Raw genomic sequence first — 8,909 nt, forward strand, 5'->3', positions numbered from 1 at the left:
CCCCGGCATCGATCCCGATGCCTTTGCAGCCGAGTATGACAACAGGGAGCCCGAAGCGTGAAAAACATGTTCGACATCATGAAGCAGGCACAGCAGCTTCAAGCCCGCATGGCGGACATGCAGAAGGAACTTGAAGCCGCCGAGCTTGAAGGCCGTTCAGGCGGCGGCATGGTGACGGTTCTCATGTCGGGTAAGGGCGAGGTGAAGAAGGTTTCAATCGATCCCTCGCTGATGAAAGAGGATGAGCGCGAAATCCTCGAAGATCTGATCGTCGCGGCATGCGCGGATGCGAAGTCGAAGGCGGAAGCCTTTGCCGCAGAGAAGATGAAGTCGGTTGCGGGCGGCTTGCCGATTCCGCCGGGCCTCGGACTCTGAGGCATGGCCGTTACCGGGCCGGAAATCGAGCGCCTGATTGCGCTTCTTTCAAAGCTGCCAGGGCTTGGGCCGCGTTCTGCGCGGCGCGCAGTGCTGCAACTCATCAAGAAGAAGGAAACGCTGTTGAGCCCGCTTGCTTCTGCCATGGCGGATGCAGCGGAGAAGGCGCGCATCTGCTCAAGCTGCGGCAATATCGACACGCAGGACCCCTGCGCCATCTGCACGGATGAAACGCGCGACCCGCATGTATTGTGCATCGTGGAAGAAGTAGGCGACCTCTGGGCGCTGGAGCGCGCAGGCGCCCATAAGGGCCGCTATCATGTGCTGGGTGGCGTGCTTTCAGCGCTTGATGGCGTGGGGCCGGATGATCTCAATATCGGCAAGCTGGTCGAGCGCCTTGAAGGCGGCGCGGGCGCGATAAACGAGATCGTGCTTGCAATGAATGCGACGGTTGATGGGCAGACGACCGCGCATTACATCACTGACCGTATTTCGGGACTGGGCATCGCCGTGTCGCGACTCGCGCATGGCGTGCCGGTGGGCGGCGAGCTTGATTATCTTGATGACGGCACGCTTGCCGCCGCCATGAAATCCCGCCGCCCCTTCTGAGCCTTCCCTGCGATCAGCCTTCCTTGTTCCAGTAATTCCGCGTCATCGCAAAGACAGCGGGCGCGAGGATAATGAGCGCGATCAGGTTCGGTATTGCCATCATTGCATTCAGCGCATCCGCAATACCCCAGACGAGATCAAGGCTCATCGTTGCGCCAATCGGGATAAGCAGTACCCAGATGATGCGATAGGGCATGATTGCCTTCACACCGAACAGGAAGACGAGCGCACGTTCTCCGTAATAGCTCCAGCCAAGCAGCGTCGTGTAGGTGAAGAGCGCGAGCGATATGGCGACGACCGTCCCTCCAAAGCCGAGCGTCGCCTGGAAGGCATCCGCCGTCATGGCCGGTCCATTGGCGCTGGAGGTCCACACGCCCGATGTGATGATGACGAGGCCTGTAATGGTGCAGACGACGATTGTGTCAATGAAGACGCCAATCATGCCGACAAGACCCTGCTCAATCGGATTGTTGGTCTTTGCTGCCGCGTGAACGATGGCGGCGGACCCAAGTCCCGCCTCATTGGAAAAAATGCCGCGCGCAAAACCCCAGCGAATGGCCATCACCACAGTCGCGCCAAGGAAGCCGCCTTCTGCCGCAGCCGGTGTGAAGGCATGCTTGAAGATGAGTTCGAAGGCACCGGGGAGCGCCGCATAATTCGCGGCAAGAATGGCAATGCCGCTGCCGACATAGATGACGATCATTGTAGGAACGAGTGCACTTGCGACTTCCGCAATACGCTTCAACCCGCCCACCAGCACGAGGCCGACAGTGACCATGACGAAAAGGCCGGTCGCAATGGTCGGCACGCCAAAGCTCGATTCCATCACCTTTGCGACGGAGTTCGCCTGCACCGTATTGCCGATGCCGAAGCCCGCAAAAGCGGTGAAAATGGCGAAGGCCGGGGCGAGAACCATGGCAAGCTTCGGGAATTTCGGGCCAACACCATTCTTGATGTAGTACATCGGCCCACCGACGAAATTGCCGAGCGCATCTTTCTCGCGATAGGCGACGGCGCAGACCGCTTCAGAATATTTCGTGGCCATGCCGATGAAGGCAATCACCCACATATAGAAAAGCGCGCCGGGCCCGCCCCAGTAAATCGCAGTGGCAACGCCGACAATATTGCCCGTGCCCACAGTGGCGGCGAGCGCGGTTGCAAGCGCCTGAAATGGAGAAATCTCACCCTTCCCGCGTGAGGGTGCGAAAGAAGTGGCGAAACCTTCGGGAATTTTCCGCCAGGGCATGAAGCGCAGGCCGATGGTCAGATAAAGTCCGACACCGCCAATGGCGATGAGCATCGGCCAGCCCCAGAGAAGATCGTTGATCTGTCCTACAAAGTCCTGAAAAGCCTGCATTGACCCCTGCCCCCATTTTGATCTGCCCCCGAGGGCATCTACGTTCGGTGGGGAGCCTAGCAAAAAAAAAACCGCTTCCGCTTCAAAAAAATTGGCAGAAGGAGTGCCTATTCATCCGGCACCCAGGCTTCTTCATCCAGATCAGCGTCATCATCGCCGGTTGCGGGGGCTGCAAGGCCGAGAAGTGCGGATGAGGTAGCGGCGGGCAGCGCCTCCACATCCTTGAGGTGGCGGCGCATGCTGCGGGTCCGTGTGCCAAGCGCGTCCACGCTGTTTGCCGCCGCGCTGAGCTGGCGCTTGATGCGGTCGAGTACATCACCATGCTTGTCAAACTCGGTACGCACCGCGCCGAGAACCTTCCACACATCGCTTGAGCGCTGCTGAATCGCGAGCGAGCGGAAACCCATCTGGAAAGCATTGAGCAGCGAGGAAAGCGTGGTCGGTCCGGCAACTGTCACGCGGTAATCACGTTGCAGCCGGTCGAAAAGGCCGGGGCGACGCAGCACTTCCGCAAAGAGCCCTTCGGTCGGCAGGAAGAGAATGGCGAAATCCGTAGTATGGGGCGGGTTGATATACTTGTCGCAGATCGTCTTTGCCGAATTTCGGATCGTGGTTTCGAGGGCCGCACTCGCCGCTTCCACGGCAACAGGATCGGCAGCTTCTGCCGCCATCATCAACCGCTCATAATCTTCCTTCGGAAATTTCGAGTCGATGGGCAGATAAACATCGCTGCCATCATCGTCGCGCGCGGGAAAGCGCACGGCAAACTCCACACGCTCTGTCGTGTTCGGCTTCATCTGCGCGTTGGCGACGAACTGGTCAGCGGTGAGATAATCTTCCAGCAGGAAGCGCAACTGCACTTCCGCCCATGTGCCACGCGTTTTCACATTGGTGAGCACACGCTTGAGATCGCCCACGCCGGTTGCGAGATTCTGCATCTCGCCAAGCCCTTCATGGACACGCTTCAACTGCTCGCTCACCGTGTTGAAGGATTCGCCAAGCCGCTTCTCAAGTGTGGATTGCAGCTTCTCATCGACCGTCTGGCGCATCTCGTCGAGCTTGGCGCTGTTTTCCATGCGCAACTGATCGAGTCGTGCCTCAACCGCGTTACGCAGTTTCTCCTGCGCCTCATTTTGCAGCTTGGTGAGTTCGGCAATGCGGGCCGAAAACTCGTTGAGCTTTTCATGCTGGTCGGCGCCAAGCTGCCGGAGCGTCGAGGTCATGGCGGTGGTCGTGTCCGCGAAGCTTTTGGTGAGCTCCGCCCGCAGCGCGCCCGCCGCCTCGCTATGCTTCGTGCTCGAGGCATCAAGTTTCTGATCGACAAGCTCCTGAAGCCGCTCCCGGCCCGCAACGGCGCTCTTTTCCATGGCAGCCACATCGGCGTCGAGCTTGGTGCCGATGGTCTGCACGGCCGTCTGAATGGCGCCCACGCCCTGATTGAGCCGGTCGTTCAGCGTGCGGGTGAGGTCGCCCAAGGCAGCGGTCTGCGCATCCGTGATGCCCGAAAAGCGCCCGCCAAGCTGCTGCAACTCGGCCCGAAGCGAGGCGATCTCGGCCTTCAGCCCCTCGACATTGGCCCCGCCATCCCCTTTCCGGCGGAAAAGAACCAGCACAATGGCGGCGAGAAGAATGGCGGCCCCGGTAATAAGCCCTGCCATCACGCCGCTATTTGCCAAAAGCCCGGTCATTGTCGCTCCATCCCCCTTTCACCGTCATTTTCCCGCTGACTATAGCCGATTCCCTGCCTGAGCCGGGCCGCAGGAAACCGGGGAAACGGGCGACATTCGAGCGCGCTGGCTTGACCGGTTCACCCCTCGGCCTTATGTCAGGCGCATGGCCATACGCGAAATCATTACAGCGCCCGACCCCCGGCTCAAGGAGGTCTCCAAACCCGTCGAGCGGGTGGATGACGAACTGCGCGCGCTGATGGATGACATGCTGGAGACGATGTATGACGCGCCGGGCATCGGCCTTGCCGCGATCCAGATTGGCGTGCCCAAACAGGTCATCGTCATGGATCTTGCCCGGGAAGGCGAGAAGCCGCAGCCGCGCTATTTCGTGAATCCCGAGATCATCTGGACCTCGGACGAGACCTCCGTCTATGAGGAAGGCTGCCTTTCGGTTCCTGATCTTTATGAAGAAGTGGAGCGCCCGGCCCGCTGCCGCGTGCGCTATCTCGATTATCAGGGCGAAATCCGCGAGGAGGAGTGCGACGAACTTCTCGCCACCTGTCTCCAGCATGAGATGGATCATCTGAAGGGTATCCTCTTCATCGATCATCTCTCGCGCGTGAAGCGTTCCATGATGCTGAAGAAGCTCATGAAGCAGAAGAAGCTCCAGAAGGAACCCGCTTGAGCGCACACCGCGCCAGAATCCATGAGATGAGGGCCAGAAGATGAGCAGCCTTCGGCTCGTTTTCATGGGAACACCGGATTTCGCCGTTCCCGTTCTTGCAGAAATTCTCGCCGCCGGTCACGACGTCGTGGCCGTCTATTCGCAGCCGCCGCGCAAGGCAGGCCGCGGCATGTCCGAGCAGCCATCACCCGTTCACCGCTTTGCCGAGGAACACGGGCTTCCCGTTTTCACGCCTGTCTCGCTCAAGGATGAGACCGAGCAGAAGATATTTGCAGAGTTTGAGGCAGATGCGGCGGTGGTCGTCGCCTATGGCCTTCTTCTGCCAAAGCCCGTGCTGGAGGCGCCACGCCTTGGCTGCCTCAATCTCCATGCCTCGCTTCTGCCGCGCTGGCGCGGGGCGGCCCCCATCCAGCGCGCCATTATGGCAGGCGATGCAGAAACCGGCGTCATGGTGATGCAGATGGAGGAGGGGCTTGATACCGGCCCCGTGCTTCTCGCCGAGCATGTCACCATTGCGAAGGATGAAACGGCGGGCAGCCTTCACGACCGCCTTTCGGAAATCGGTGCGTCGCTGATGGTGCGCGCCCTTGCAGCGCTCGCGCGAGGCAGCATTGAGGCTGTTCCGCAATCGGAAGAAGGCGTCACCTATGCGAAAAAGATCACCAAGGAAGAAGCGCGGATAGACTGGTCGCGCCCGGCCCGCGAGCTTGATTGCCATATTCGCGGGCTGACACCTTTCCCCGGTGCCTTCTTCGAAGCGGGAACAGGCAGGAATGCGACCCGCATCAAGATAGTGCGCGCCGCGCCCGTCGAGAAATCCGGCAAGCCGGGAGAAATACTTTCAACGGATGGCACCATCATCATTGCCTGTTGTGAGGGCGCGCTTGAAATCTCCGAGCTTCAGCGCGCAGGAAAATCTGCAATGAGCGCCCGGGATTTTCTCCGCGGCTATCCGCTCACCGTTGGCGAGAGTGTCAGCTGATGCCCCGCTACAAACTTACCATCGAATATGACGGCGCGCCTTTCGTTGGCTGGCAGGCGCAAGCGAACGGCCTGTCAGTGCAACATGTGCTGGAAGCAGGCTTCAAGGGCTTTTGTGGTGAAGACGTGAAGGTAAATGGCGCAGGTCGCACTGATGCCGGTGTTCATGCGCTGGGGCAGGTGGCACATGTCGATCTGCCGAATGAAACCGCGCTCGACACGCTCCGCGATGCGGTGAACGCCCATATGCGCCCGCACCCGGTTGCAATCATCGCCGTGGAAAAAGTGCCCGACACATTCGAGGCGCGCTTCTCGGCCACACGCCGCCATTATATGTATCGGATCATCAATCGCCGAGCGCCGCTCACGCTCGATCGCGGTCAGGCCTGGCTTGTCCACAAGCCGCTTGATGCCGATGCAATGCATGCGGCGGCGCAGGTGCTTGTCGGCAATCACGACTTCACCACCTTCCGCTCCGTCCAGTGTCAGGCGAAATCGCCGATAAAGACGGTCGATGAAATCTCGGTCGCCCGCTATGCAGATGAGATCGAGATCACCTGCCGCGCGCGGAGCTTCCTGCATAATCAGGTCCGCTCATTCGTCGGCACGCTGAAAATGGTGGGCGAGGGGAAGTGGACAAAGCGGCAGGTGGAGAAGGCGCTTGCCGCACGCGACCGCGCGGCCTGCGGCCCGGTCGCCCCGCCCGACGGGCTTTATCTGTTGCAGGTTGATTACGACTGAACAAGTTCCCGGCCGTCACTCCGGCTTGATGTCCACAAGCTCGACATCCTTCGCGCGAATTTCCTCGCCGAAGAAAATCCCGCCGACGCGAGCAAAGCGTTCCGTGCTGTCGGTTGCAAGAAAGCGCGTGCGGCCCTTGCTCTTGCGTTTTGTGGCAAGACCTTTCTCGGCGAGCGCCTCCTTCACGGCCTTTGCGGTTGTAGCTGCCGAGTCGACGAGCTTCACGCCCTTGCCCGTGACCTTGGCAATGGTGCGTGCAAGCACGGGGAAATGTGTGCAGCCAAGCACCAGCGTGTCCGGCGCGTTCCGCCCTTTGAAAAGCGGTGCGAGATAGCGGCGCGCGGCCGCTTCTGCGACATCGCCTTTGGTCCAGCCTTCTTCCGCCAGCGTCACGAAGAGGCCGCAGGGTGCCTGTGTCACTTCTGCGTCCGGCATTTCTGCATGGATCGCGCGAACATAGGCGCCGCCCTTCACCGTTGCTTCCGTGGCAATGACGCCGATGCGGCCCGTCTTTGTGGCCTTTGCACCGGCCTTTGCGCCGGGGCCGATCACGCCAATTACGGGAATGGGTGCGAGCGCGTTTGTGAGCGGCTCAAGCGCAACGGAGGAAGCGGTGTTGCAGGCAATCACGACCATTTTCACATCATGGCGGAGCAGGTGTTTCGTTGCCTGTGTCGCATAGGCTGTCACCGTCTCGGCGCTTTTCGTGCCATAGGGCAGCCGCGCCGTGTCACCGAGATAGACGAGATGTTCGTGAGGCAGCGCCGCGCGCAGCGCCTTCAGAACCGTGATGCCGCCAATGCCACTGTCAAAAACGCCGATGGGCCGTTCGTCGCTCATCCGCCAAGACCTCCTGCCGGCAGGATCAGAAATCCGACAATCTGGTCGATGGAGAAGCTGAGAAGGGCTGCAAAAATGACAATGGCTATGGCCGGCCCCTGTTCGGCACCCAGCACCTCACGCGCTATCCGCCAGTGATAGATAAAGAGCACGGCAAGCGCGGGCAGCATCAGGAAGAGGGCGGCCCCGTCCGAATAAAGGCCGAGCGAATAGGGCACTAGCGGCAGCGCAAAAACCGCATTGGTGAAAAGAACGCCCCAGTTGAAGGTGATGAGATAGGGCGTATAGGCCTGCGCAAGACCGAGCGCGCGCGTGATGCGGGCCATTGCAAAAAGGAAGGCCGCCCAATAGATCACCGTGCCGAGCATCTCCGCCGTGATGAACGGCCCGAAGGGAATCTCGATCGGAAAATGCTCGCTGCTCGTCGCAAGGCGAAGCGCGGCGGTGGATGAGAAGAAGAGGATCGGCAGCGAAAGCAGCAGGCCGGTAAAACTGCCGAGAGCGCCTTCCGGCGAGAGGTCAAAACATTGTTGTGCGCGCTTGTCGCCGATTAGCAGATACCAGGCGCCCACCATCGCATTGCTGATGACCGCGCCGTTCACGAGGAAAGCCCGCTGAAATAGCCGCGCAAGATCGCCTCATAAATATCGGCCAGGCGCGAAATATCATCCACGCCCGCATTCTCATCGACCTTGTGCATGGTGGCATTCGGGAGTCCGAACTCGACCACCGGCGCATAGGCGCGGATGAAGCGCGCATCCGATGTGCCGCCCGTTGTCGAAAGCTCGGGCGTGATGCCGGTCACCTGTTCGATGGCGCGTGCAATCAGTGCGGAAAAATCGCCTGGCGGGGTGAGGAAGGCTTCGCCGCTCGTCGCTGTCTTCAAGGTGTAGCTGCCGCCCTTCTCCGCCGTCACGGCGTCGAGAACAGACCGCATCCATTTTTCGAGAGAGGCGCCCGTATGGAGATCGTTGAAGCGGATATTGAAAACGGCCTTCGCGCTTGCCGGAATAACATTCGTGGCCGTATTGCCGACATCGACGGAGGTGATTTCGAGATTGGAGGGCTGGAAATGATCCGTCCCTTCATCAAGCACATGGGCATCCAGCCGGTGCAGCATTTCAAGAAGGCGCGGCACGGGATTGTCGGCAAGATGCGGATAGGCGACATGACCCTGCGTGCCATGCACTGTGAGCCAGCCATTGATGCTGCCGCGCCGCCCGATCTTCACCATGTCGCCGAGCTTTTCGACGCTGGTCGGTTCACCCACGAGGCAATGATGGATCTTCTCGCCCCGCGCGGCGAGCGTTTCGAGCATCTTCACCGTGCCATTGATGCTCGGCCCTTCTTCATCGCCCGTGATGAGCAGGCTGATCGAGCCCTTGAAGCCGCCGGAAGTGATGAGCCGTTCCGCGGCCGCCGCAAAGGCCGCGATGGCGCTCTTCATGTCGGCGGCACCACGTCCATAAAGCCGCCCCTCCCGGATCGCGCCTTCAAAGGGGTCAACCGTCCAGGCGGCCTTTTCCCCTACCGGCACCACATCCGTGTGGCCGGCAAAGCAGAAATGCGGCGCCTCGGTGCCGACGCGCGCATAGAGATTGTCCACATCCGGCGTGCCTTCGGCTGAATAGCGCAGGCGCTCGCAGCGAAA

The 8,909-nt window shown here is 60.4% G+C and carries 10 protein-coding genes; 5 read left to right on the forward strand and 5 right to left on the reverse strand.

The window, feature by feature from the left end; genetic code table 11:
- Positions 1-66 precede the first annotated feature (66 nt).
- On the forward strand, positions 67-375 hold the full coding sequence (locus tag WBF74_RS08190; protein ID WP_424437954.1) for a YbaB/EbfC family nucleoid-associated protein: 309 nt from the start codon (positions 67-69) through the stop codon (positions 373-375).
- Positions 376-378: 3 nt separating this feature from the next.
- Positions 379-984, forward strand: coding sequence for a recombination mediator RecR (gene recR, locus WBF74_RS08195; RefSeq protein ID WP_424437928.1), 606 nt, complete (start codon positions 379-381; stop codon positions 982-984).
- 13 nt (positions 985-997) lie between these two features.
- On the opposite strand, the gene WBF74_RS08200 is transcribed toward recR, so the two are convergent.
- Both WBF74_RS08200 and rmuC read right to left on the reverse strand, forming a co-directional pair.
- Positions 998-2,341 carry an alanine/glycine:cation symporter family protein gene (locus WBF74_RS08200; protein ID WP_424437931.1) on the reverse strand — a complete coding sequence of 448 codons (1,344 nt, stop codon included), beginning with the start codon at positions 2,339-2,341 and terminating at the stop codon, positions 998-1,000.
- A gap of 107 nt (positions 2,342-2,448) precedes the next feature.
- Positions 2,449-4,029 carry a DNA recombination protein RmuC gene (rmuC, locus tag WBF74_RS08205; protein WP_424437934.1) on the reverse strand — a complete coding sequence of 527 codons (1,581 nt, stop codon included), beginning with the start codon at positions 4,027-4,029 and terminating at the stop codon, positions 2,449-2,451.
- A gap of 145 nt (positions 4,030-4,174) precedes the next feature.
- On the opposite strand from rmuC, the gene def reads away from it, so the two are divergent.
- The 3 genes from def to truA are packed head-to-tail and all read left to right on the forward strand — an operon-like array spanning position 4,175 to position 6,418.
- A complete protein-coding gene (gene def / locus WBF74_RS08210; RefSeq protein WP_424437937.1) occupies positions 4,175-4,696 on the forward strand; it encodes a peptide deformylase in 522 nt (173 codons plus the stop codon).
- Positions 4,697-4,736: 40 nt separating this feature from the next.
- The gene (fmt, locus tag WBF74_RS08215) at positions 4,737-5,678 is read left to right on the forward strand and encodes a methionyl-tRNA formyltransferase (RefSeq protein WP_424437940.1); all 942 of its coding nucleotides are present in this window, start codon (positions 4,737-4,739) and stop codon (positions 5,676-5,678) included.
- A complete protein-coding gene (truA, locus tag WBF74_RS08220; protein ID WP_424437943.1) occupies positions 5,678-6,418 on the forward strand; it encodes a tRNA pseudouridine(38-40) synthase TruA in 741 nt (246 codons plus the stop codon). Before fmt ends, truA begins: the two co-directional genes overlap by 1 nt.
- Positions 6,419-6,433: 15 nt before the next feature.
- Here the strand turns inward: truA and murI are convergent, their stop codons facing one another.
- The 3 genes from murI to dapE form a co-directional block, all read right to left on the reverse strand.
- Positions 6,434-7,258: a glutamate racemase gene (gene murI / locus WBF74_RS08225; protein ID WP_424437946.1), complete on the reverse strand. Its 825-nt coding sequence runs from the start codon at positions 7,256-7,258 to the stop codon at positions 6,434-6,436.
- A complete protein-coding gene (locus tag WBF74_RS08230; RefSeq protein ID WP_424437948.1) occupies positions 7,255-7,860 on the reverse strand; it encodes a hypothetical protein in 606 nt (201 codons plus the stop codon). Before WBF74_RS08230 ends, murI begins: the two co-directional genes overlap by 4 nt.
- On the reverse strand, positions 7,857-8,909 hold a 1,053-nt coding region (dapE, locus tag WBF74_RS08235; RefSeq protein ID WP_424437951.1), incomplete at its 5' end, for a succinyl-diaminopimelate desuccinylase. The genes dapE and WBF74_RS08230, both read right to left, overlap by 4 nt.

Origin of the sequence: Parvibaculum sp. (assembly GCF_049672805.1) — a bacterium.
Taxonomy (GTDB): domain Bacteria; phylum Pseudomonadota; class Alphaproteobacteria; order Parvibaculales; family Parvibaculaceae; genus Parvibaculum.

Bases quoted from the DNA above. Each gene is read 5' to 3' on its own strand.
- WBF74_RS08190 (WP_424437954.1), top strand. From the start codon at position 67: ATGTTCGACATCATGAAGCAGGCACAGCAGCTTCAAGCCCGCATGGCG.
- recR (WP_424437928.1), top strand. From the start codon at position 379: ATGGCCGTTACCGGGCCGGAAATCGAGCGCCTGATTGCGCTTCTTTCA.
- WBF74_RS08200 (WP_424437931.1), bottom strand. From the start codon at position 2,341: ATGCAGGCTTTTCAGGACTTTGTAGGACAGATCAACGATCTTCTCTGG.
- rmuC (WP_424437934.1), bottom strand. From the start codon at position 4,029: ATGACCGGGCTTTTGGCAAATAGCGGCGTGATGGCAGGGCTTATTACC.
- def (WP_424437937.1), top strand. From the start codon at position 4,175: ATGGCCATACGCGAAATCATTACAGCGCCCGACCCCCGGCTCAAGGAG.
- fmt (WP_424437940.1), top strand. From the start codon at position 4,737: ATGAGCAGCCTTCGGCTCGTTTTCATGGGAACACCGGATTTCGCCGTT.
- truA (WP_424437943.1), top strand. From the start codon at position 5,678: ATGCCCCGCTACAAACTTACCATCGAATATGACGGCGCGCCTTTCGTT.
- murI (WP_424437946.1), bottom strand. From the start codon at position 7,258: ATGAGCGACGAACGGCCCATCGGCGTTTTTGACAGTGGCATTGGCGGC.